21 protein-coding genes are annotated in these 22,152 nt (G+C 46.3%); 3 read left to right on the plus strand and 18 right to left on the minus strand.

All coding sequences use genetic code 11. The annotated features are described in order from the left end of the window. Window positions 1-18: 18 nt before the first annotated feature. Together pnpS and KQI_RS0122180 are read right to left on the minus strand one after the other, a co-directional pair. Entirely contained in the window at window positions 19-1,821 is a 1,803-nt protein-coding gene (gene pnpS / locus KQI_RS0122175; RefSeq protein WP_029390286.1) for a two-component system histidine kinase PnpS, read from the minus strand. 111 nt (window positions 1,822-1,932) lie between these two features. Beyond that, window positions 1,933-2,802: an SDR family oxidoreductase gene (locus tag KQI_RS0122180; protein WP_010349067.1), complete on the minus strand. Its 870-nt coding sequence runs from the start codon at window positions 2,800-2,802 to the stop codon at window positions 1,933-1,935. A 240-nt stretch (window positions 2,803-3,042) separates the two neighbouring features. Between KQI_RS0122180 and KQI_RS0122185 the strand changes: the two genes are divergently transcribed. Beyond that, the gene (locus KQI_RS0122185; protein WP_010349068.1) at window positions 3,043-4,131 is read left to right on the plus strand and encodes a low temperature requirement protein A; all 1,089 of its coding nucleotides are present in this window, start codon (window positions 3,043-3,045) and stop codon (window positions 4,129-4,131) included. A gap of 120 nt (window positions 4,132-4,251) precedes the next feature. Here the strand turns inward: KQI_RS0122185 and KQI_RS0122190 are convergent, their stop codons facing one another. From KQI_RS0122190 to citZ, 4 genes are all read right to left on the minus strand, one after another. Beyond that, on the minus strand, window positions 4,252-4,665 hold the full coding sequence (locus KQI_RS0122190; protein WP_010349069.1) for a hypothetical protein: 414 nt from the start codon (window positions 4,663-4,665) through the stop codon (window positions 4,252-4,254). A gap of 474 nt (window positions 4,666-5,139) precedes the next feature. Further along, window positions 5,140-6,081: a malate dehydrogenase gene (gene mdh, locus KQI_RS0122195; protein ID WP_010349070.1), complete on the minus strand. Its 942-nt coding sequence runs from the start codon at window positions 6,079-6,081 to the stop codon at window positions 5,140-5,142. 15 nt (window positions 6,082-6,096) lie between these two features. Continuing rightward, window positions 6,097-7,392 carry an NADP-dependent isocitrate dehydrogenase gene (icd, locus tag KQI_RS0122200; protein ID WP_029390288.1) on the minus strand — a complete coding sequence of 432 codons (1,296 nt, stop codon included), beginning with the start codon at window positions 7,390-7,392 and terminating at the stop codon, window positions 6,097-6,099. Between the two features lie 151 nt (window positions 7,393-7,543). Further along, the gene (gene citZ / locus KQI_RS0122205; protein ID WP_010349072.1) at window positions 7,544-8,656 is read right to left on the minus strand and encodes a citrate synthase; all 1,113 of its coding nucleotides are present in this window, start codon (window positions 8,654-8,656) and stop codon (window positions 7,544-7,546) included. 345 nt (window positions 8,657-9,001) lie between these two features. On the opposite strand from citZ, the gene ytvI reads away from it, so the two are divergent. After that, the gene (ytvI, locus tag KQI_RS0122210; RefSeq protein WP_010349073.1) at window positions 9,002-10,120 is read left to right on the plus strand and encodes a sporulation integral membrane protein YtvI; all 1,119 of its coding nucleotides are present in this window, start codon (window positions 9,002-9,004) and stop codon (window positions 10,118-10,120) included. A 26-nt stretch (window positions 10,121-10,146) separates the two neighbouring features. On the opposite strand, the gene KQI_RS0122215 is transcribed toward ytvI, so the two are convergent. From KQI_RS0122215 to KQI_RS0122245, 7 genes are all read right to left on the minus strand, one after another. Continuing rightward, the gene (locus tag KQI_RS0122215) at window positions 10,147-10,545 is read right to left on the minus strand and encodes an FxsA family protein (protein WP_010349074.1); all 399 of its coding nucleotides are present in this window, start codon (window positions 10,543-10,545) and stop codon (window positions 10,147-10,149) included. Further along, on the minus strand, window positions 10,542-11,060 hold the full coding sequence (locus KQI_RS0122220) for an acyl-CoA thioesterase (protein WP_010349075.1): 519 nt from the start codon (window positions 11,058-11,060) through the stop codon (window positions 10,542-10,544). Before KQI_RS0122220 ends, KQI_RS0122215 begins: the two co-directional genes overlap by 4 nt. Window positions 11,061-11,192: 132 nt before the next feature. Next, window positions 11,193-12,401: a pectate lyase gene (gene pelA, locus KQI_RS0122225; protein ID WP_010349076.1), complete on the minus strand. Its 1,209-nt coding sequence runs from the start codon at window positions 12,399-12,401 to the stop codon at window positions 11,193-11,195. Window positions 12,402-12,655: 254 nt separating this feature from the next. Further along, the gene (pstB, locus tag KQI_RS0122230; RefSeq protein ID WP_010349078.1) at window positions 12,656-13,498 is read right to left on the minus strand and encodes a phosphate ABC transporter ATP-binding protein PstB; all 843 of its coding nucleotides are present in this window, start codon (window positions 13,496-13,498) and stop codon (window positions 12,656-12,658) included. Window positions 13,499-13,514: 16 nt separating this feature from the next. Beyond that, entirely contained in the window at window positions 13,515-14,411 is an 897-nt protein-coding gene (gene pstA / locus KQI_RS0122235; RefSeq protein WP_010349079.1) for a phosphate ABC transporter permease PstA, read from the minus strand. Beyond that, the gene (gene pstC, locus KQI_RS0122240; protein ID WP_010349080.1) at window positions 14,411-15,343 is read right to left on the minus strand and encodes a phosphate ABC transporter permease subunit PstC; all 933 of its coding nucleotides are present in this window, start codon (window positions 15,341-15,343) and stop codon (window positions 14,411-14,413) included. The genes pstA and pstC overlap by 1 nt, the downstream gene beginning before the upstream one ends. 108 nt (window positions 15,344-15,451) lie before the next feature. Then, entirely contained in the window at window positions 15,452-16,375 is a 924-nt protein-coding gene (locus KQI_RS0122245) for a phosphate ABC transporter substrate-binding protein PstS family protein (RefSeq protein WP_010349081.1), read from the minus strand. A gap of 207 nt (window positions 16,376-16,582) precedes the next feature. Between KQI_RS0122245 and KQI_RS0122250 the strand changes: the two genes are divergently transcribed. Continuing rightward, entirely contained in the window at window positions 16,583-17,482 is a 900-nt protein-coding gene (locus tag KQI_RS0122250) for a LysR family transcriptional regulator (RefSeq protein WP_010349082.1), read from the plus strand. Window positions 17,483-17,579: 97 nt separating this feature from the next. Here the strand turns inward: KQI_RS0122250 and pyk are convergent, their stop codons facing one another. From pyk to KQI_RS0122275, 5 genes are all read right to left on the minus strand, one after another. Then, entirely contained in the window at window positions 17,580-19,010 is a 1,431-nt protein-coding gene (pyk, locus tag KQI_RS0122255) for a pyruvate kinase (protein ID WP_010349083.1), read from the minus strand. Window positions 19,011-19,132: 122 nt separating this feature from the next. Further along, window positions 19,133-20,116 (minus strand): acetyl-CoA carboxylase carboxyltransferase subunit alpha, encoded by a 984-nt coding sequence (locus KQI_RS0122260; RefSeq protein ID WP_010349084.1) that lies wholly within the window; start codon window positions 20,114-20,116, stop codon window positions 19,133-19,135. Continuing rightward, a complete protein-coding gene (gene accD, locus KQI_RS0122265; RefSeq protein WP_010349085.1) occupies window positions 20,117-21,010 on the minus strand; it encodes an acetyl-CoA carboxylase, carboxyltransferase subunit beta in 894 nt (297 codons plus the stop codon). It abuts the gene before it with no gap. A 182-nt stretch (window positions 21,011-21,192) separates the two neighbouring features. Further along, complete coding sequence (locus tag KQI_RS0122270) at window positions 21,193-21,381, minus strand: hypothetical protein (RefSeq protein ID WP_007429680.1); 189 nt, start codon at window positions 21,379-21,381, stop codon at window positions 21,193-21,195. 153 nt (window positions 21,382-21,534) lie between these two features. Then, the gene (locus KQI_RS0122275; protein ID WP_010349086.1) at window positions 21,535-22,032 is read right to left on the minus strand and encodes a phosphatidylglycerophosphatase A family protein; all 498 of its coding nucleotides are present in this window, start codon (window positions 22,030-22,032) and stop codon (window positions 21,535-21,537) included. Between the last annotated feature and the right edge of the window lie 120 nt (window positions 22,033-22,152).

A 22,152-nucleotide genomic window follows, 5' to 3' on the forward strand; every position in this document is an offset into this window, starting at 1 on the left:
TGTAAAAACAATTATAGTTCATTCTTCCTGTTGCAATAATGGCAATTCAATCGTAAATGTGGTACCCATGCCTAGCTCACTTTCCACCGAAAGTGTTCCATGATGCAGCTCAACCAGATGCTTGACAATGGACAGTCCCAGACCCGTTCCGCCCGAGTTGCGCGAGCGTCCTTTATCTACCCGGTAAAAGCGCTCAAAGATACGTGGCAAATCCTTTTTCGGAATCCCGATGCCTGTATCGCTGACCGTAAATACTACTTTTTCCGTGTCGTTCTCGCGCTGCACTGTCACAACCTTGACCTTCACCTTGCCGCCGTCCAGTGTATAGTTGATGCCATTAGATAGAAGGTTTAGAAAAATCTGCTGGAGCTTATCTTCATCTGCCTCCATAAACAGCTCATCCGGAACTTCCATATGCAGTGTGATTCGTTTTTTTGCAGCTACATTGTTCAGTTTCTCCAGCAATGATTCAACGAACGACGATACATGCACTGGAGAGCAATCCAGCGGAGAACGCTTGGACTCGATTTTAGACAGCACCAGAATGTCGCCGATCAGCCGATTCAGCCGTTCACTTTCATCATAAATAATTTGTAAAAATGAACGGGCTGTCTCCTCATCCTTAACCCCGCCGCCAAGCAACGTTTCGGCAAAGCCCTTGACCGCAGCAATCGGTGTTTTTAGCTCATGAGAAACATTCGCCACAAATTCGCTCCGCATATTTTCCAAGCGACGAATCGCTGTAATATCCTGCAAGAGAAACAGCATCCCGCGGTATCCGCCGTCATCCTCGTACATAGGTACACCATCCAGCAAAATCAGTCGTTCCTCGGGATTGTACAGATGCACCTCACCATGCAGCCGTTCACGGCTTTGTATGCTGCCCTCAATTAGCTTGGTCAGCTCGTAATGCTTCTTTAGCTCATGATACGGTTTATCTGTCACCCGTTTACCCACGACACCAAGCATCCGCTCAGACTCACGGTTTACAAGCGCAATGTGCTCACTGGCATCTATCATCAGTATCCCGCCGGTCATATTGCTCATGACGCTCTGGAGTAAATCCTCGTTATCACGGATTGTTTTCATTTGGTCTTGGAGACTGTCTGCCATGCGATTAATGGCTTCCCCCAGTTGTCCCACCTCATCCCTACGCTGTACGCCCACCCTGGCGTCATAATCCAGTCCGGAAATACGATTGGCAACACCCGTAATATGTTCAATGGGTGAGGTCAGGCTGCGGGCGATACGATAGCTGACCAGCCCGGCAGCGAGGAACAGCAGCACGAGCCCAATCCCAATGGCCGTCCAGCCGCGTTGTACCCCCTCCTCTACCGCTTGCAGGTTCATCGACAAACGGATATATCCGTCAAAGCCCTTATCCGATACAACAGGCTCTGCAACGTATAGCATGTTTCGCTTCAGGGTTTCGCTGTAGCGTATCGTGCGTCCAATTCCTTCTTTCGAGGCTTGCTGAATTTCTTCGCGGGATGCATGGTTTTCCATCTTGCGCGGATCGCTGAGCGAATCGCCAACCACCGTCCCGTCCTTGCGAATGAAAGTCACTCGTGATTGCGTCAGACGGGCAATTTCCTTCGCCTTTTCAGAATAATAAGAGATGTAATCTGTACTGGAAAGAGGATCTGCATTGACAAAAGGAAATGTAGCGCGAAGCAGGTCGATCTCCCGGCCCATGTTCTCCTCAAGCACCTTCATGTTTGAATTTTTAAAAATTTGTCCCATGGTAATTCCCGCAGCAAGGACAGATACACCAATCAAAATCAGCATGATCAGGGTAAGCCTGAAACGAAACGATTTCATAACATATGCCCATCCTTTATATAAGTTAAGTCCCATTCTACAGGCTACCTGCTTTTTGTTCCACTGCTAAAAAAGAAAAAGGTCAGGGCATAAACTGCCCCAACCGTTTGCTTATCCGTTAATGATTTCACCGCCGTTGATATGAATAACCTGCCCGCTTACATAAGAAGAGTCATCTGAAGCAAGGTACACATAGGCTGGCGCCAGTTCTTCCGGCTGACCCGGACGCTTCATCGGCTGTGTTCCACCAAACTCGCTGACGGTTTTGGCATCGAACGTGGACGGGATCAGTGGTGTCCAGATCGGACCGGGTGCTACAGCATTCACCCGAATGCCCTGTTCCACCAGATTGAGTGAAAGAGAGCGAGTGAATGTAGTAATTGCCCCTTTGGTGGATGAATAATCGATGAGCGTTTTATTACCGGCATACGCTGTAATCGACGTTGTGTTGACGATGGCGCTCCCTTTCTTCAAATGTGGCAATGCCGCTTGCGTCAAGAAGAACATACCGAAAATATTCGTTCGGAAAGTACGTTCCAACTGTTCTTTGGTGATATCCTCCAGCTTTTGCTGCGGATGCTGCTCTGCCGCATTGTTCACGACGATGTCAAGCTTGCCCAGATCGTTAACCGTTTGTTGAACTGCCTTTTTGGCAAATTGATCATCTCCGATATCACCAGGGATCAGCACGCATTTGCGTCCCTCCTGTTCTACCTGACGCTTCGTTTCTTCCGCATCCTTATGCTCATTCAGATAGACGATGGCTACGTCAGCACCCTCTTTGGCATACGTCACAGCTACAGCTCGCCCAATTCCGCTGTCTCCGCCAGTAATAATCGCAACTTTGCCTGTCAGTTTGCCAGCCGCTTTGTAAGTCGGCTTTTCAAATTGAGGTGCAGGCGACATTTTCGACTCGATTCCCGGTTGCTGTTCTTGATGCTGTGGGGGCAGGGTTTGCTGGGTTTGATTGCTTTTTGACATCGTAAATACTCCTTTCAGAATCAGATATCCCATAGGATGCAACATTTGCCTCCACTCTACTCCTGATTTATCCATCAGCTTTCAGATTAAACGAAATAGATGATTAAGATTCGGGGAATATTTAAAAAATAAGGGGTTTCCCAACCACTTTTGGTCTGCTAGACTAATGGGTGGCGCCGTGTATACGGATAGCAAAAAAGAAATTCAGAGAAAATTGCATGAGGGGGTTTATTGAACAAAATGCTGGAAAAAAAAGTGACCTGGCTAGAGCTTTTTTATGACTTGCTCTTTGTGGCCGCTGTTTCCAAAGCCACTCATGTTTTATTGCACGTGGAGCACGGTAGTATTGCGATAGAACATTTGGCCAAGTTCGTTCTTATTTTCATTCCCATTTGGTGGGCCTGGGTGGGACAGAGCGTTTATAACAACCGTTATGGTCAAGACACGACAACACATCGGATCTTCATGATCCTGGAACTATTTTTTGTTCTGATTATGACAGCCAGTCTGGATGCCAATTTTGACGCTAATTATGCACCATTTCTGATTGGATATATCGGGCTAAGGGGCTTAACTGCGATTCAATATTTGGTATCAGCTCAAAGAGAAAAGCATCATAGACAGGATACTGCACGCTTCTTTGGAACCTACTTCTGGCTTGGAATCATCATCTCATGCTGCTCTATCTTTTTTGATTCACCGCTTCGCTATGTCATTTTATATGCAGGTATTGCAATTGACATCCTTGTTCCATTAATCGGCCGTAAAAACCTGGTGAAAACGCCAATCCATACAGCACATTTATTAGAACGCTTTGCCCTGTTCACCTTGATTTTACTGGGTGAATCGGTCGTCAGCATGCTGTCGGTGTTAAAATCCGATAAATTCACACCTTCATCCATTGTTTTCGCGGCTTTGGCCTTTATATTAGTCATTGCGATTTGGTGGCAATACTTCGAAAATGTAGAAAAACGTATCGATAAGACAAAGCAAACAGCCGGACAAACGATTATCTACGGGCATTTGTTCATTTATTTCTCACTCAGCATGATTGCGGCTTCCATACAGCTCTTATTTCTGGAGCAATTGGCATACTTGTTTATCCTTTGTTTTACTTTTGCCTCTGTATTGATTTACTTCTTATCCGTCATGCTTGTATTTCATCAGTATCGATTTCATCATCTCAAGCCAAGCTTCAAGAAAATGCTTTTATTATTGGGTCTGTTATGTGTCCTGTTCATCTTCAATCTCGTTATTGTGGCCTCACCTCACCTCATCGTAGCTGAGCTCATGTTGTTTTTTATTATTTTTGCCAAAGTAACTGCATGACGAGAACAGGATCGGTGAGTTTCAGCCATACAGCTTGATATAACAAAAAGGCCTGCGCTAAAGAAGCGCGGGCCTTTTTACTGTAATTCAGAACTTCGTAAAACCCGTTCACTTATACCTTTAAATAATGTGACTGTACACCATTAAAAATGTGATCAGGATCAGGAATACTGCGAGCAATGTACTGAATGTACGCACTTTGCCAATATAGCCGTTAATCGGCTGATTATTGCGGAGTGCTTCCAGCGCCAAACGTAATGGCTTGCCCATAATGCCACCAATAGCGGAAATGGCCAAAAACAGTACAAACACGATGATGATCCATGCCACAGAATATGGGCCGCCAATGATCAAAAATATACCACTAACCAGCAGTATGATGAGCGCAAATTGGGCGATACGGTTCAAGAGCTGAACAGCCGACACCATACCTTCCTGCGCTGCGGGAGACAAGCTTCCGATCTTACCCACTAAAAAGGGCAGCACCAGATAAAAGCCCAGTGCCAATGTTCCAATCATGTGTAGAAAAAACATTCCTCATTACCTCCGTTTTCTTGTTCATTTGTTCATTTATCCATTTAGCTTTCTTAGGTGAGGATTTTGTATAAATCCAATAAGCGACTGGATTCGGATTATGCAAATCCTGAAATGTTAAACGGTATGCACAAAACTATATGAAACTCAAATCTATTATATAGGGCAAAAGGGACAAAGAGAAGCGGGAAAGTTTCAGATTGGGGGCTTGGAAGGGCTCCGCGAACGGAACGTTGCTACCATCGCTGTTGTCTCCGAATTTTAGTGAATATAGCTTTATGGTAAAAATCCGGAGACGAAGGCGAGCGCTACGCTTGTCCGCAATCATTCCGTCCGCTCCGCCAGTGCCAGCAAACCCAATCTGATATTTCAGTACTTATATTCTATTTAAAATCAAAAAAGGTGCTCCGCAGCCATGGCACGGCTTGGAGCACCTTTTTCACAGATGTATACGATTGTAGTAGATAACCGTACTTAGACGTTGACTACTTTAACAACATTGCGTACCGCTTCAGCAGATTGATCCAGTGCAGCTTTCTCTTTGGCTGTCAATTCCAGCTCGAACACCTTTTCGATCCCATTGCCACCGAGAAGTGTCGGTACACCGAGGAACAAGTCCTGATAACCGTACTCTCCCTCCAGATAAGCAATGACCGGGATAATTCGTTTTTTGTCTTTTACAATCGCTTCTGTCATCTGTGTAAGCGAGGCTGCTGGGGCATAGTATGCACTACCGTTACCCAACAGGTTTACAATCTCACCACCGCCGACACGTGTCCGTTGTACGATTGCTTCAATACGTTCCGGCGAAATCAAAGCTTCAATAGGGATACCACCGACACTGGAATAACGTACCAGTGGCACCATATCATCACCGTGCCCCCCCATAACAAAGCCGCGCACGTCTTCAACGGATACATTCAATTCTTGTGCAATAAAAGTACAATACCGCGCTGTATCCAACACACCCGATTGGCCGATAACCCGATTTTTCGGGAAACCAAGCGTTTGGTACGCCGTATAAGTCATCGCATCGACCGGATTGCTCAGAATGATAACGATAGAATCCGGTGCATACTTCTTTACGTTTTCGCACACAGATTTTACGATTCCTGCGTTGGTATTGACCAAATCGTCACGACTCATGCCAGGCTTGCGTGCAATTCCGGCTGTAATAATAACTATGTCTGAATTGGCTGCATCCTCATAGTTGGAAGTACCTGTGACCAGGCTGTCAAAACCCTGTACCGGACCGGCCTCTAAAATATCAAGCGCCTTGCCCTTGGTCGGATTCTCAAGTTGCGGAATATCGATCAGCACGATATCGCCCAGTTCCTTTTGAGCCAACATCAATGCGGTAGTGGCACCGGTAAAACCGGCACCAACAACAGATATTTTTTTTCGTTGAATGGTCACGTGGCATTCCCCTTCCTACAGGTTACTAATAATAGTATCTGCAAATTCGGAACATTTTACTTGTGTAGCACCATCCATCAGACGAGCAAAGTCATAAGTTACGATCTTATCATTAATGGACTTCTCCAGTCCTTTATAGATCAGGTCAGCTGCTTCCTTCCAGCCCAAGTGCTCAAGCATCATAACACCGGACAAAATCACAGAACCAGGGTTTACTACGTCTTTGTCTGCATATTTTGGTGCTGTGCCATGTGTCGCTTCAAAGATAGCATGCCCAGTTACATAGTTAATGTTCGCACCTGGTGCGATACCAATTCCGCCGACTTGAGCTGCCAAGGCATCGGACAAATAGTCCCCGTTCAGGTTCAGCGTAGCGATCACATCAAATTCGGACGGACGTGTCAGCACTTGTTGCAGTGCAATGTCAGCAATCGCATCCTTGATGATGATTTTGCCTGCATCTTCAGCGGCTTTTTGAGCTGCATTGGCTGCATCTTCACCGTCTTTTTCCTTAATTTGATCATATTGGGCCCAAGTAAATACTTGATCTGCAAACTCTTGCTCAGCTACTTCATAGCCCCAGTTTTTGAAAGCACCTTCGGTAAATTTCATGATGTTACCTTTGTGTACGAGCGTTACGCTCTTGCGTCCGTGATCCACAGCATATTGAATAGCTGCACGCACCAGACGCTTGGAACCTTCGGAGGAAACCGGTTTAATCCCGATACCCGAGGTTTCAGGGAAACGGATTTTATTCACACCCAGCTCTTGCTGGAGGAACTGAATGACCTTTTTCACATCTTCGGAGCCTTCGGCATACTCGATACCTGCATAGATATCTTCTGTGTTTTCACGGAAAATAACCATGTCTACCAGTTCAGGCCGTTTTACCGGAGAAGGCACACCGTTGAAGTAACGGACAGGACGTAGACATACGTACAAATCCAGTTCTTGACGCAATGCCACGTTCAAGGAACGAATCCCACCGCCAATAGGTGTCGTAAGTGGACCTTTAATGGCTACAATATACTCGCGGATAGCTTCCAAAGTATCGTTAGGCAGCCACTCGCCGTATGAATTGAAAGCTTTCTCACCAGCAAATACTTCATACCAGGCAATCTTTTTGGTGCCGTTATATGCTTTATCTACAGCTGCATCCAGTACGCGCTTGGATGCTTTCCAAATGTCGCGTCCTGTGCCATCACCTTCGATAAACGGAATAATCGGATGGTTTGGAACCTCTAGCTGACCGTTATCAATCGTAATCTTTTCGCCTTCAGTTGGGAGCTCAAACTTTTCAAATTTCACCATAAGTTCCTTTTCCTCCTCAGATATGAATGGGTACAGGGCGAAAGACGTGATCGTCATCACAGACAAAAACGTCCATCTCTCGCCGTCCCCTTTATTGTACCTTATTTTTTAAATTAAGGGTACATACCCTCAATATTCCTCCGACATGCGATTAGCGCAGCTCTGGTGACACATATTTTTGATCCAATGGTCCTGTGTACTCGGCACGTGGACGGATCAGACGGTTATTTTCGTACTGTTCCAAAATGTGCGCAGTCCACCCGGATACACGGCTTACCGCAAAGATCGGCGTAAACAAGTCTCTCTTGATACCCAGCTGGGTATAAACGGAAGCAGAATAAAAATCCACATTCGGTTTCAAGCCTTTTTGCCCTGTCACAATTTCCTCAATGCGTACCGACATATCGAACAGCGTGGTGTCACCGTTCATTTGACCCAGTTCACGGGACATTTTATGCAGATGCTTGGCACGCGGATCACCGTTTTTATAGACACGGTGCCCAAAGCCCATGATTTTTTCGCGGTTATCCAGTTTGGCCTGGACATACGAGTCCACCTGATCCAAACCGCCAATTTCCTCAAGCGTTTTGGCAACAGCCTCATTGGCTCCGCCATGCAGCGGCCCTTTTAAAGCGCCTATGGCAGACGTAATCCCTGAATAAATATCCGACAATGTAGCTACCGTTACGCGCGCAGCAAAGGTCGAAGCATTTAATTCATGATCGGCATGCAGCACAAGAGCCTGATCGAAGGCTTTGATAGCCGTCTCTTCCGGGTCCGTGCCAGTGAGTTGATACAAAAAGTTTTCAGCGATGGAAACACCTTTTTTAGGCGCAATCGGCTCCAAGCCCTCGCGTATACGTGCTATGGCTGCCACAATGGTCGGCAATTGCGCCTGAAGCTTGACAGCTTTAGTCACATTGGACTCTCTCGACATATCATCCGCCTCTGGATCATACAAAGCGAGAGAAGATACGGCTGACCTCAAGGCGGCCATCGTGCTCATATCCTTCGGGCACAACTTTAATTGAGTAACAATTTCCTCTGGAATAGCAGCATATTCGCTTAATTGGTTGCGAAGTTCCTGCAATTGGGCTTGATCGGGAAGTTTTCCAAACCACAGCAAATAAGCTACCTCTTCAAAATTGGCATTAACAGCCAAATCATCAATGTTATAACCCCGGTACGTGAGAACGCCATCTACGATAGAGCTTATGGAGGAAGTAGTTGCTACAATTCCTTCCAGACCTTTAGTCGCTGTCATCGTTACATCTCTCCTTTGTAAAAACATTGTGAACGGACTTGCAATGTAAACCTTTTCAAAAGTAAGATATGCCCTTTAAATAGCTAAGTAATGTTAACGCCATATGTCAATATTTAAACCTTCTTTTACTATACTAGATTTTGTCGTTTATGTGAACATTCAGGGCTATTCTGACACATTTAAATGTTTTATCGCTGTCATAAAGAATTTTTTGAAACCCCTTACATTTTTTAAAAATTCATTTGCACTTTTTTACACAGGTCTTGTCTCCCCCCCTTCCCGCATATGTATAACAGAGCATTTATTTTGTGGAATCCCATTGGAAAAGAAAGGAGCCGTGAGAGCTTGAGCCGATTGATTCTGAACCGCATATTTCGTGCTCTCTGGGTCACAATCGTAATAGTAGCTCTGTTGTTAGGCATATACATGCTGTTCCCGCTTGTGTATCCTTTTCTGCTGGCCTGGCTTGTAGCCTATGCCATGAACCCGCTGATTGGCTTTCTGCGCACAAAAGCCCGCATGCCGCGTTGGATGGCTGTCACGGTCTCATTGTTTGTATATTTAGGCGGAATTGCAATTGTTCTGTCTGCAGCAATAACTCGAATGGTTCGAGAGGTTATTAAGCTGACTATGACGTTTGACGGGCATATTGAGCATTTTAAAAACCTGTTCATCGACTGGACTCAGAGTGATCTGATTCAAAATGTAATTAACGAAATCAACCATTTCATTCGCGATAATCCGGATTACCAGCATACGATTAACAGCAATATTGACAAAACAACACAAACGGTCAGTTCGGCCGTCACTACACTGGTCGCTCAATTTTTTAATGGTATTTTGAATTTGCTGACCTCTCTGCCTAATATGGGCGCGGTACTCATGGTGGTCGTATTAGCCGCCTTTTTTATCAGCAAGGACTGGAACCAACATAGCCGTACCCTCTCCAACGCAATTCCAGATACGATTCGCAAGCCATTATCGGGTATATGGCACGATCTGCGCAAGGCACTGTTCGGCTATTTGCGGGCACAGTTTATTATGATCTCTATTACAGCATTAACAGTCATTGTTGGACTATTCATATTACGTGTGGAATCCGCCTTTACCATCGGTTTGATGATCGGACTGGTGGATTTGCTACCTTATTTGGGGGTAGGCATAGTAATGATTCCGTGGATACTGTATGCCTATATGTCAGGTAATTTGGCATTAGGGGTAGGATTATCGATCCTCTATATCATTCTGTTGGTTGGACGGCAGATTGTGGAGCCCAAAGTGTTAGCCAGCAGCGTAGGTTTGAACCCGCTTCCCACCCTCATCGGTATGTTCATCGGGCTCAAGCTGTTTGGCGTTTTGGGGCTGATTATCGGTCCTGTATCACTCATAATTGTTGATGCCCTGAATCGCGCGAATGTCATTCAGGACTTGCGCAACTATATTCTTGCCGGAAGAGTGCGTTAAGCAAGTAGGAATAACAGTCACTTACGTCAAAACCGGCGAAACGTAATACTGCCGTTTTTCATTTTTTTCTCCAGCCACTTCAATAAAAAGCGTCGGTACAGCGCACGTGTTAAAGGAAATACCAGCGTAAAACCAATAATATCGGTTAAAAATCCGGGGATAAGCAGTAAACTTCCGCCGAAAAAAACACATAACCCATCCAGCATTTTACGGCCGGGTACTTGCCCCCGGTTCATTTCATGTTTCGCATCGGCAATCACCTTGCGACCTTCAAATTGCATCATGGCTGCACCAATCAGGGTCGTCAAAATGATGAGCAGAATCGTTTTACCCGCTCCAATCCAGTGACTTACCCATATGAACCCGTACAACTCTGCCAAAGGAATGAGCAGCAGCAACAGCCACAGGCGCTTGCGCATCATCATGATTTCTTTCCCTCCTCGCCTGTAAAGGCACAGCTTAACGCAGTATACAGCTCAGGCAGCGCCTGATCCAGCCGCACGGGCTTCCATCCGGTATTTACCCATGCGTGGCGTGTCGTCCCAGTAATGAGCAGCTCTCCCGGCAACGTGTCTGCCTGTGTCCACACCTTGCCGACATTGTTTTGAAACTCATCAGTTGTTACACGACGAACCTCATAGGTATAATTTAGACGCAGTCTGGAGAAGTCCGTAATGGCTGTATAAACAGTTATCATATCATCATACCTGGCAGGGCTTCTATATTTCGCATTGATTTCAAGAACTGGCAGCAAAACTCCCCGTTCCTCCATGTTCCGATAATTAAAGCCTGCCTGACGGATCATATCGGTACGCCCAATCTCAAACCAGTTCAAATAATTTGCATGATACACGACCCCCATCTGGTCTGTTTCCTGATAACGGACTCGTAGCGGTGTACCATACCAGCGTAATTCCGTTGGTTTCTCCTGTTGAGTCATACTAGCTCTCCTAACTTGTGCAACTTTATCTCTATTTTGCCCTCTCTCCATTAAACCATATTTACAGCCCGGGAACAAAAAGAGGGCCGACCGAACGGTCTGCCCTCTCAACTATGGTTAAATGTTCATTTATTATTTAGGCAGCGGCTTGGACAATTTATAATATCCGCTTTCCGAAGCCGCAGCCAACAGGCTTTTTGCTTGACTTCCTGCCCAAGCATAGCCAAGCCGTCTCTCCTCACTGATCTTCATGATATCTGTATACTTTTTGCCATCCCGGTCAGAGAAGAAATGCTTATTGTCTTCCACATTGTAGAAACGATACCATATGACGCTTGATGCATCCTTTTGGAAAAAGTCCGGGCCTTTACGATTGTATTTGATACCGTCGATCCGATTCGTATCAAACCATTTCAAGGCACTCTGTGCTGCCTTTTTCACCTCAGCCGTTTGCGGCTGGGCCATCAAGAAGGCCGTAATGCCTACCGATTCCGTTGTTGTTTTGGATGGAAGCTCATAGGCTCGAGCCCCAACAGATTGATAATTAAACGGATCATGCTGTGCTCCCCAGATCGTTGGTGTGCCATTATTTACAATTTGAGCTTTAATCGTATACTGTACGCCTTTATTAAGAGCCTGCTGGAGTCTGGAACGATACGTATTGTCAAGAATATCGCTGTCAAACGGCTGCTTCTTGTTCACAATGTCATCAGCCAGTACCATAACTCTAACCATTGCATCATCGTTGAAGGTTGCGGCATCAGAATAATTGCCACGTTTAGGGTATACTTGCGGCCAGGCACCGGAGGAATATTGAGAGGTTAGAACGAAGTCAATTGCTTTTTGTACGCTGTTCTTAATGTCTTTATTTTTTGTTTTTTTGTATACATCCGCCAAAAAGCGAATCTCGGTTGTTGTGGCCTCATTATCAAATGTCCCGAGTTCGACACCATCCTTGCTCTTCCAGGTAGAACGTGCAGTCTTGCCGTTCCATTTGGATTTATAATTCTTTTCCATCGCTTTGAAGAATCCGCCATGCGGCATTTGCCACGATACAATGTTCAAGGCAAGCGTAGTATCCTTGGATGTATTCCCCGTAGAAAATTTACTAAAATCACGGTACTTGTCCAGCAAACTGCTCGCACTCACGCTAGCGAATGGAACAATAGCATTTTTGTAAACGACCGCATCATCGTACACTGCTTGGGTAACACTCGCAACCGCATCGGCTGCATCCTGCTCTGCTGACGCCCATGAAGGGCTAATAAGTCCCGTTGTTACTGTAATCGCCATTCCAGAAAGGGCGATCCATTTGACAGATTCTTTAACATTAAACCTCATTCCAAACCTCTCCTTTAAATGGATTGTGGTATTTCAAAAACTATTAAACACATGTATTATATGAAAAAATACCCAAATAATCAATATATTTTATTATATACAAATGTAAGAGTTTACTAAACTTATAAAGGAGCTTCAGTAGATTCATGTGTATCCTTGCTAAAACCAAAGGGGGCGCCCCGAACAGCCATTTTATAGCTGTTGGGACGCCCCCTCCTGTTTCATAAATATATGAAGTCGTCGAATTGTACGCCTTATCCAAAGCGGCCCATAATGTACTCCTGGGTCAGCTCATTTTCAGGGTTAGTGAAAATATCATTTGTCTGTCCATGCTCAACCAGGTTTCCGATATAAAAATAAGCAGTATAATCGGAAATTCGTGCGGCCTGCTGCATATTATGCGTCACAATAACGATGCGCAGCTCTTTTTTCAATTCAGTAATGAGCTCTTCGATCTTGCCTGTAGACACGGGATCCAGCGCGGAGGCCGGTTCGTCAAGCAACAAAATTTTCGGCTGAACGGATAACGCACGTGCAATACAAAGCCGCTGCTGCTGCCCGCCAGACAGAGCCAGTGCGGAATCATGCAGTCGATCCTTAACCTCGTCCCACAGCGCTGCCTTGCGCAGGCTGCTTTCCACGATTTCATCAAGCTGCTTCTTTTTGCGCACACCCCGGTATTTGGGACCGAAGGCAATATTATTGTAGATAGATTTATAAAAAGGGTTGGGACGCTGCCACACCATGCCAATTTGCTGACGCAGCTTGATCACGTCCGTTCCCGGTGCGGTCAAATCCTGCCCATCCATCCAGATGTGTCCTGTTGTAGAGGAAGATGCAATCTCGTCGTTCATGCGATTAAGTGAGCGCAAAAAGGTCGACTTGCCACAACCGGAAGGCCCGATCAGGGCGGTGACTGTTTGCTCGGGAAAAGCCAGATTTACTTTTTTTACAGCCTCAAAGCTGCCATAATAAATACTCAAATCCTCAGTGCTGAATGGATGCGGCGTTTGCCCCGCAAGTTGTTCCGAGCGCGTAGATTGAACGGGTGTTACTGGTGCTGCGGGTGTTGCCGTTCGCGTAATCACTTGTTCCATATTCCCCATCCCCTTTCTAATCCATACGTTTGGCAGCAGTCAAGCGCCGATAAACAACTCTTCCAAACCATCTTGCACTCAGGTTGAAGACAAGTACGAGCAGTACCAGTACCGCGGAAGCGCCTGCGGCGATATCCTTGGAATCAGGAGCAATACCTTCACTGTTCACCTTCCAAATATGCACAGCCAGCGTTTCGGCAGGTCGCATCGGATTAATAGGCGATCTGGCATGCAATGGATTCCAATCGGTAAAGTCAAGCGGCGGCGTACTCATCCCTGCTGTAAATAGCAACGCGGCGGCTTCTCCGAAAATCCGGCCTGCGGCCAAAATCGTACCCGTAATCAAGCTTGGCAGCGCAGCTGGCAGCAAAATAGAGGTAATGATTTTCCATTTGGATAATCCGAGCGCAAGCCCGGCTTCCTTTTGCTCCTTGGGTACAGCACGGAAAGCCTGCTCTGTTGTACGAACCATCAGCGGCAGATTGAATACTGCCAAGGCCAAGGCTCCTGATAACAGAGAAAAACCAAAATTAAACGTATTTACGATAAGTAAAAGTCCGAACAAACCGATGACGATGGACGGGAAGGAAGATAGTACTTCGACGACAAGTCGTATGAAGTCCGTAATTTTTCCCGGCTTTGCGTATTGCGCCATATAAATACCGGCACCCCAGCCAATCGGAATGGTAATAATCAAAGTTAGGATCAACAAAAATACAGAGTTAAATAGCTGCGGGCCAATACCTCCACCTGCGCGTAACGTTTGGGGAGCACTGGTTAGAAAGTCAAAGGAAATGTGACTTACTCCACGAGCCAATATGAATCCCAATAATCCCACCAGAAGCGCAACAATGAACAAGGCAAAGAAACAGATGACAAAGGTTGCGATTTTATCGGTTGTTTTAGCTCTCATCAAATCCGGTTTCTCCTTTCAAGCAGCCTTACCAGCAGCACAAAGATAAATGTCATGAGCAGAAGCACAAGCGCCATGCTCCAAAGAGCATTGTTATGAACTGAGCCCATGGCTGTGTTGCCCATGCTAAGTGTAATAACGCTGGTCAAGGTCGAAGCGGATTCCAGCAAGGAGCTTGGTATGTGCGGTGCATTCCCGATCACCATCTGCACAGCCAGTGCCTCCCCAAACGCACGAGCCATACCGAGAATAATCCCTGTCAAAAGTGCGGGCAGCAGCGTCGGAATAATGACGCGTGCAATGGTCTGCCAGCGGGTAGCCCCCAAAGCGTAAGAGGATTCGCGCAGACCTCCTGGCAAGGATGATAACGCATCCGCCATAATACTCGTAATGGTCGGTAAAATCATCACAGACAACACAAGGCAGCCTGCCAGAATACCGATGCCTTGTCCCCCGAACACATTCCGCAGCAACGGAACAATCACAGTCAAACCAACAAAGCCATATACTACAGACGGAATACCGGATAATAGTTCAATCGCAGGCTGTAGGATACGTTTACCCGATTTCGGCACGATTTCCGTCATAAACAAAGCTGCGCACAAGCTAAGCGGACTGGCAATTAAGGCAGCCAATATAGTGACGGCAAAAGAGCCCGTAATGAATGGAAGCGCGCCAAAGGAAGCGGGTTCACCATCCGGGCTCCATTTGGTGCCAAAGAAAAACTCACTTAGACTGACTCCATTCATCGCAAATGTAGCTACACCTTTGGAGGCAACAAAATATACGATGGAGACAATGACTGCAACTAAAAAAACGACACAAACCGACGTATAAATGCGGCCGGTCCATTCTTCCCAGTAATGTCTTTCTTTCATAACTCGGGAACGTTTATTCTGTTTCATGAATGCCTTCCCTTCAAGTGGTTCCATACTGTAACTCCTTTAACCGAAGAATAGAGGCCGGACGTTAGTCCGCCTCTTCTTCGTAAATATACTTCGCGTTCGCTGCGTTCATCCGAACAGGAGGTGTATATCTCCTTATTTCGTAATGTTACCGTCAGCATCGCGTTTGACTTGCATACCTGATACTGGAATGTATCCCAGGTCTACAACATCGGATTTCTGGATTTCATCAGACAGGATGTAGTCCAGGAATGCTTTTACATGTTCCTTTGGCTCACCTTTGGTGTACATGTGCTCGTAAGCCCATACCGGATACTTACCTTGCTCTACATTTTCCACATTGGCTTCAACACCGTCGAATTTCAGAGCTGTTACTGTGTTGTCGATGTAGGACAGAGCCAGATAACCAATAGCCCCTGGTGTTTCAGCAATCAGCTTTTTCACTGTACCAGAGGAATCTTCCTGAATGGAGCCCGGCAGATCTTCCGTTTTTTGTCCCAAAGCGTATTTTTCAAATGTTGCACGAGTACCGGAGCTGCTTGGACGGTTTACAATAACGATTTTTTGATCCACACCGCCAACTTGCTTCCAGTTCGTGATTTTACCTGTGAAAATTTGTACCAATTGATCTTTCTTCAGATCTGTCACGCCAACCTTAGGGTTTGCTACTGCTGACATCGCTACAACAGCTACCTGGTGATCGACCAGTTCATCTGCGCCGCTCTCCAGTTTTTCTTTTGCAAACACGTCAGAGTTACCGATATCCGCCTGTCCGCCGGAAACCTGAGTCAAGCCAGTACCACTGCCGCCGCCCTGTACCTGAACCGCAATGCCTTTATATTTATCGACAGCCATAAATTTTTGTCCTGCTTGCTCTACCAATGGTTGAAGTGCCGTGGAGCCAACAGCCAGAATGTTACCTGTCAGTTCAGCAGCTGCTTTAGTGTCTGTTCCTTTAGCAGCGTCTCCTTGTGGTGCAGCATTGTTGCCTGATCCGCAAGCTGCGAGTGCAAATACCATGGTGAGAGTCATCAGAATGAACGGCCATTTTTTCAACATTTTTTATTGTCCTCCCCTTAGTTAAGTGACGGTTTTTTTATTTATGACCATCAACACTTTTACATTGTAGGCCTGGAATGTTAGACGAACGGCGTGGTTTTGTAAAACAAATATAAAATATTGATAGATATATTATTTTAGGGTATATAATTAATCTATAGTATAAACTTCACACATTAAGACACTTAAGGAGATCTGTTCGATTCCATGAATATTTTAAAACTACGTATTTTGATGCTGATCGATAAATTCCATAAGGCGACGGATGTGGCTGAAGCTTTGCAAGTCAAGCAGCCTACCGTCAGCTTTCATATGAAGAGCCTGGAGAAAGAAATGGGAGTTTCTCTATTCTCTCTTCAACAAGGCAGAATTATGCTAACCGAAGCCGGACAAAGAATGCTGCCTTACGCGAAACAGATCATCTCCCTGGAGCAGGAAGCAAGACAAGCTGTAGATGAACTTACAGAGGAAACGCAGTCTCAATTACATCTGGGCGCAGAGTCAATATCAGGCACATACCTCCTGCCCTCTATCCTTGCTAAATTTGCGCAACAATATCCAGAATGCCGAATTCGGCTGGACATTCAAGCTCCAGATACGATCAGACAGCTGCTGCTGCAGGGAGAGCTTGATTTTGCTTTTCTGGACGATAAGAGCCCTCTACCGGAGCATACGGTGGCAGAAATGGTGGCTTCGGATCGAATCGGAGTTATCAGGAACAAAAACATGCATACTTCCAAATCAGCGGATGTTGACAGATCTGATATATTGGACAAGCATGCGTGGGTGAAATACAGTGGGGCATCTGCTATCGATTCGTATTCCTCTCTGCTTAAGCCCTCTATGGAGACCAACTCATGGGAGGCGGTTAAGCAAGTAGTAGGCGGTGGAGAAGCGCTTGCCTTTTTCCCTGCCTGTGGTGTTGATAACGACATTGGCAGCATTCCTACGGTGGAATGGCTTCCTTATACTGAGGTTACTAAGACTGATGAAGAAAGTGACTGCTACCATATAAACATCGTGTATCAACGTGATACACACCAGAGCATGATCCAACAGGCATTTCTCGAATTCATGCGGCAAGAAGCACAGAAAATCAGAAAGTAGAAAACATCAAAAAGAGCATCCAAGTCGCAATGACCTGGATGCTCTGCTTGCTGTATCCAAACGATACAGCCTGTTTAATATTTCGAACAGGATAAAATTATGCTTGTGCAGGAACACAGCTAATTTTGATCAGGTTGGTAGAACCGGAATCGCCAAGCGGTACGCCAGCGGTGATCACAACCAAATCGCCCTCTTTAACGAGACCGGAATTGCGACCGCCTTCCAGCGCATTGTCAAACAGACTGTCTGTTGTGTCAACAATCGGTCTTCCTTGTACTGCATGTACACCCCAGATCAGAGCCAGACGACGAACCGTTCTTTCCTGTGTTGTCACAGCGACAATTGGAGCTTCTGGGCGATATTTAGAAATCATGCGCGCCGTTGTTCCACTTTGTGTGGACGTCAGGATCGCTTTGGCATGCAGGTCAAGAGCAGAAATGGAAACGGATTGGCTGATCGCTTCCGTAATACTAATTTCTTGCGCTGTTCTTTGTTTCTTGAACAATTCACGGTAGTTCAGAGAGGACTCTGCTTTTTCTGCAATACGGGACATTGTCAGTACGGATTCTACCGGATATTTACCCGCAGCTGTTTCGCCGGACAGCATAATTGCGTCTGTTCCGTCAAAAATAGCATTGGCTACGTCACTTGCTTCCGCACGAGTCGGACGCGGGTTACGTTGCATGGAATCCAGCATTTGTGTTGCCGTAATAACAGGCTTGCCGGCTACATTACATTTGTTAATCATCAGTTTTTGCGCCAAAGGTACTTCTTCAGCAGGGATTTCCACACCAAGGTCACCACGGGCAACCATCAGGCCGTCGGAAGCTTCCAAAATTTCGTCCAGGTTGTCAACACCTTGCTGATTTTCTATTTTGGAAATGATTTGAATGTGACTCGCGTTGTGCTTCGCCAGCAATTCACGGATTTCCAGTACATCACTTGCTTTACGTACAAAAGAAGCCGCGATGAAATCAATGTCCTGCTCAATGCCAAAAATGATGTCGTTAGCATCCTTCTCTGTAATACCAGGCAAGGAAATGGCTACGCCTGGAACGTTAACGCCCTTCTTGCTTTTGATCGTTCCGCCATTGACAATACGGCATTTGATTTCAGTGCCTGATACTTCAGTAACGGTGAGTCCGATCAGACCGTCGTCGATCAGAATGGTGGAGCCGGGCTCCACGTCCGAGGGAAGGTCCTTGTACGTAATAGAGATACGATCTTTCGTACCAAGATCTTCTTCCGTTGTCAGCGTAATGAACTCGTCCTGAACAAGCTCAATAGGTTCAACCTCGAGCTTTCCTGTCCGGATTTCCGGCCCCTTCGTATCGAGCAAAATAGCAACGTTTTTGTTAAGCTCCTTGCAAGCTTGACGGATATTTTTGATCCGGTTGCCATGCTCCTCGAAATCACCGTGAGAGAAATTCAGGCGGGCTACGTTCATACCAGCCAAAATCAGTTTCTTCACATTTTCCAATGACTCACTGGAAGGACCGATAGTACATACAATCTTAGTTTTGCGCATTTGGGTTTTCCTCCGTTTTCAAAGGTGTTACTTTATATCTTTTTCCAACAATTAAATCTACTACACTTTTTCCTATTTGTATAGGAAATTCGTCATATTTATGGTTACTCGTTTCCAGTGTATTACAACATAGACTCAGTTTCCGAAGGCTTCAAAAAGGTATATTGACCTATTTTCCGGAATTTTTGATACCGATCTTCCCTCAACTCATCGCAGCTCATATTCATCAGTTCGGCCAAATGACGTCCCAACAGCTCCTTGATAGCAGCAGCAGTCATTTCATAGTTGCGATGCGCGCCCCCTCTCGGTTCTGGCACAATGTCCTCGATAACCTCCAGACGCAGAAGATCATTTGCCGTAATCTTCATCGCTTCAGCCGCCTGATCCGCCTTGGAAGCATCCTTCCATAAAATCGAGGCTGCCCCGTTTGGAGAGATGGCCGAATAGATGGCATGCTCCAGCATCAGCACCCGGTTGCCGACGGCAAACGCAAGCGCACCGCCGCTTCCACCCTCGCCGATGACCACACAAATAACAGGCACCGAAAGCTTTGCCATCTCTCGCAAATTGCGGGCGATTGCTTCCGATTGACCTCTCTCCTCTGCTGTATTACCCGGATAAGCGCCCTTCGTATCAATAAATGTAATGATAGGGCGTTTAAATTTTTGAGCCTGCTGCATCAAACGCAGACCTTTCCGAAATCCTTCCGGGTGCGCACTACCAAAAAAACGCGCAATGTTATCTTTCGTATCCTTACCGCGCTGCTGACCAATAACGGTCACCGGAATACCGTTCAGCTTGGCAATTCCGCCCACGACTGCCAGATCGTCTCCAAACAAACGATCACCATGCAATTCAATAAAGTCGGTAAACACTTGTTCGATCAAATCAAGAGACGTTGGCCTTTGATGATGACGGGCCAAATGCATCTTTTGCGGTGCTGTAATGTTCGTATATATTTCTTCTTCCATCTGGAGATAACGTTCTTCCAGGCGGTTAATTTCGTCTGTAAAATCAATTTGCTTATCCTGTCCGAATTGCTTGAGTTCTTCGATCTTCTGTCGCATCTCGACCAGGGGTTTTTCATAAGGCAATTCGCCAGCCATCTATTCCTCCCCTTTCACACTGTGTAAATCAAGCAGTTGCCCAAGGGTATCGCGCAATTCCTTACGGTGTACAACCATATCTAATTGCCCGTGCTGCAAATTAAACTCGGAAGTTTGAAAATCATCCGGCAGCTTCTGCCTGATGGTCTGCTCGATTACGATACGGCCTGCAAAACCAAATACAGCACCCGGCTCTGCAATATTAATATCTCCAAGCGTAGCAAAGCTGGCGGAGACTCCGCCTGTTGTCGGATCAGTGATAACGGAAATATAAAGCAAGCCCTGCTCGTCCAGACGAGCGAGAGCAGCGCTTGTCTTGGCCATCTGCATCAGACTCAGAATACTTTCCTGCATACGTGCTCCACCGGATGTAGAGAAGATAATAAGCGGCAAACGCTTGTCAATCGCCTGCTCAATGGCGCGGGTAATTTTCTCTCCCACGACCGAGCCCATGCTGCCTGTAAAAAAGTCAAAGCTCATCACCGCTACGACAACAGGAAGCCCATGAATAAGGCCGTCGCCCGTAACGACAGCCTCTCGCAAGCCGGATTTCAGCGTCTGTTGCTCCAGCTTACTCGCATATCCCGGAAAATCCAGCGGATCAACTGAAATCATATCAGCATCATATTCCGTAAACGTGTCTTCGTCGAGCACCATGCGAATACGCTCCATCGCATTGAGACGCATATGGTATCCGCACACCGGACACACTTTTAAATTCTTTTCCAGCTCTTTGCTGTATTGAATGCTTCCGCACTTGCCACATTTGGTCATAAGACCTTCGGGAATCTCCCGTTTGGGACGATCCGGCATGTCCGCTTGATCGCCGCTCAGCGCCCGTTCCGAAGGGATCGTCGCGTATTTACGCTTCTTTTGGAATAAATCTTTAAACACAACTACACCTCTCCAGCCGTTTATTTGTCAGCCGTAACCGATACAAGGTCCTCTGCCGTCTGTAGCGGCACCTCTAAGCATTATGTTCATACACACGTCAACGCTTGTCTGCAAAACATTACCGCCGATCGTGCATCCTTTGTTCCATTCATGCTGCTGTATCACTTCCGCCGCTTCCGGACTCAAGGGCGCAAAATCGAATTAAGCACTTCCTGTATTTCTTCGACTTCACCCGAAGGCACAAGTATCTCAAACTGTTGCTTGGACGCGCTAATGGCCCGGGTCTGCACCATAAAACCTTCTTCAGACAGTTTGAGCTTAATCATGTCAGCCAGTCTGGCCGTCGGTGCAATATAAATCACCGTCCACATGCCTTGTTTCTACCCCCTAAGCCTCAAGTTTTGAGCCCATATAATAGACTCATGATAACATACCTTACTTTTTTCCCGCAACAAAAGCCCTCCTGCTCGTTCAGAATCCTTCGGAGGGCCTAGAAGTTTATCCACTCTGCTCATACAGGCGAATCAAGCGTCAGGCGACGCAGGATAATGCTTGGCTAGAACGCTCCGATGGGCGATACGCGAAGAAGCGGCAGCGGCTAAACCAGCGACGAGATCGTCCAGGAATACGTGAATACCGCTACCTTTTTGGTTCAACTGTTCAATAATTCCCGTCTTTTCCTTATCCAGATATCCAAAACTGGTTAAACCGATCATGCCATACACGCTCGTAATTCCAAGAGCCAGTGTTTCGTCCACCCCATACAGCGGTTCGTCTGCCTCCATAATGGCTTGCAGCGGCTCGGGGAGAAGTCTTTTTTCGGCCAGCTCATCAAGCGCAATGCCTGTGAGCAACGTATATTGCACCTCGCGTTTTTGCAATACCGCTTTGACACTGTCTACACATTCTTCCATCGTCAAATGAGGATAATATTTTTGCTGCAGCTGAAAAACAATGTCTGCAATGGACTCGATACGAATGCCTCTGCGATTTAACAGGGTTTCAGCATATTCATAGGACATAATTTCCCTCCCGCCTTCACCGTACAGTTCTGTTCTTCCACCATGCGGGACCTCATGTGTGCAGGACTCATGTATGCAGGATAAGTATTGAAGCTGCTGTCCCGCCAGTTTTCCAAGTGT

The sequence above is a fragment of the Paenibacillus peoriae KCTC 3763 genome (assembly GCF_000236805.1).
GTDB lineage: Bacteria > Bacillota > Bacilli > Paenibacillales > Paenibacillaceae > Paenibacillus > Paenibacillus peoriae.

Excerpts from the sequence above, each read along its gene's own strand:
- icd (WP_029390288.1), bottom strand. The coding sequence starts at position 7,392 with ATGGTGAAATTTGAAAAGTTTGAGCTCCCAACTGAAGGCGAAAAGATT.
- KQI_RS0122250 (WP_010349082.1), top strand. The coding sequence starts at position 16,583 with ATGAATATTTTAAAACTACGTATTTTGATGCTGATCGATAAATTCCAT.
- citZ (WP_010349072.1), bottom strand. The coding sequence starts at position 8,656 with ATGACAGCGACTAAAGGTCTGGAAGGAATTGTAGCAACTACTTCCTCC.
- KQI_RS0122180 (WP_010349067.1), bottom strand. The coding sequence starts at position 2,802 with ATGTCAAAAAGCAATCAAACCCAGCAAACCCTGCCCCCACAGCATCAA.
- KQI_RS0122215 (WP_010349074.1), bottom strand. The coding sequence starts at position 10,545 with ATGATGATGCGCAAGCGCCTGTGGCTGTTGCTGCTGCTCATTCCTTTG.
- KQI_RS0122275 (WP_010349086.1), bottom strand. The coding sequence starts at position 22,032 with ATGTCCTATGAATATGCTGAAACCCTGTTAAATCGCAGAGGCATTCGT.
- pyk (WP_010349083.1), bottom strand. The coding sequence starts at position 19,010 with ATGCGCAAAACTAAGATTGTATGTACTATCGGTCCTTCCAGTGAGTCA.
- KQI_RS0122190 (WP_010349069.1), bottom strand. The coding sequence starts at position 4,665 with ATGTTTTTTCTACACATGATTGGAACATTGGCACTGGGCTTTTATCTG.
- KQI_RS0122220 (WP_010349075.1), bottom strand. The coding sequence starts at position 11,060 with ATGACTCAACAGGAGAAACCAACGGAATTACGCTGGTATGGTACACCG.
- pelA (WP_010349076.1), bottom strand. The coding sequence starts at position 12,401 with ATGAGGTTTAATGTTAAAGAATCTGTCAAATGGATCGCCCTTTCTGGA.
- pstA (WP_010349079.1), bottom strand. The coding sequence starts at position 14,411 with ATGAGAGCTAAAACAACCGATAAAATCGCAACCTTTGTCATCTGTTTC.
- KQI_RS0122245 (WP_010349081.1), bottom strand. The coding sequence starts at position 16,375 with ATGTTGAAAAAATGGCCGTTCATTCTGATGACTCTCACCATGGTATTT.
- KQI_RS0122185 (WP_010349068.1), top strand. The coding sequence starts at position 3,043 with ATGCTGGAAAAAAAAGTGACCTGGCTAGAGCTTTTTTATGACTTGCTC.
- pstC (WP_010349080.1), bottom strand. The coding sequence starts at position 15,343 with ATGGAACCACTTGAAGGGAAGGCATTCATGAAACAGAATAAACGTTCC.
- pstB (WP_010349078.1), bottom strand. The coding sequence starts at position 13,498 with ATGGAACAAGTGATTACGCGAACGGCAACACCCGCAGCACCAGTAACA.
- pnpS (WP_029390286.1), bottom strand. The coding sequence starts at position 1,821 with ATGAAATCGTTTCGTTTCAGGCTTACCCTGATCATGCTGATTTTGATT.
- KQI_RS0122270 (WP_007429680.1), bottom strand. The coding sequence starts at position 21,381 with ATGTGGACGGTGATTTATATTGCACCGACGGCCAGACTGGCTGACATG.
- KQI_RS0122260 (WP_010349084.1), bottom strand. The coding sequence starts at position 20,116 with ATGGCTGGCGAATTGCCTTATGAAAAACCCCTGGTCGAGATGCGACAG.